Raw genomic sequence first — 246 nt, 5'->3', positions numbered from 1 at the left:
TACAGCCTCCAGGAAATCGCCATCATGACCCGCGCCGGTGCGGCGAAATTGATTGGCCTAAAAGACCGAGGTGGCTTAGGTGCAGGAAATTTTGCGGACATTACCGTGTACACCGATAACACCAATCGGCAAGCCATGTTTGAAAAGCCCGATTATGTGTTCAAAGATGGTGAGTTGGTGGTGGTTGACGGTAAAGTCGTCCATATCAAGTGGGGTACAACCCAAGTCGTCAGGCCGGATTTTGAT

The 246-nt window shown here is 50.4% G+C and carries 1 pseudogene (cut by a window edge); it reads left to right on the top strand.

Annotation, left to right across the window (positions count from 1 at the left end):
- Positions 1–246: pseudogene (locus tag E8D52_18625) on the top strand (formylmethanofuran dehydrogenase subunit A); it runs 121 nt beyond the window's last position.

The organism is Nitrospira sp. (assembly GCA_005116745.1).
Classification (GTDB): domain Bacteria; phylum Nitrospirota; class Nitrospiria; order Nitrospirales; family Nitrospiraceae; genus Nitrospira_D.
This window is presented reverse-complemented; position numbering and strand designations above follow the sequence as displayed.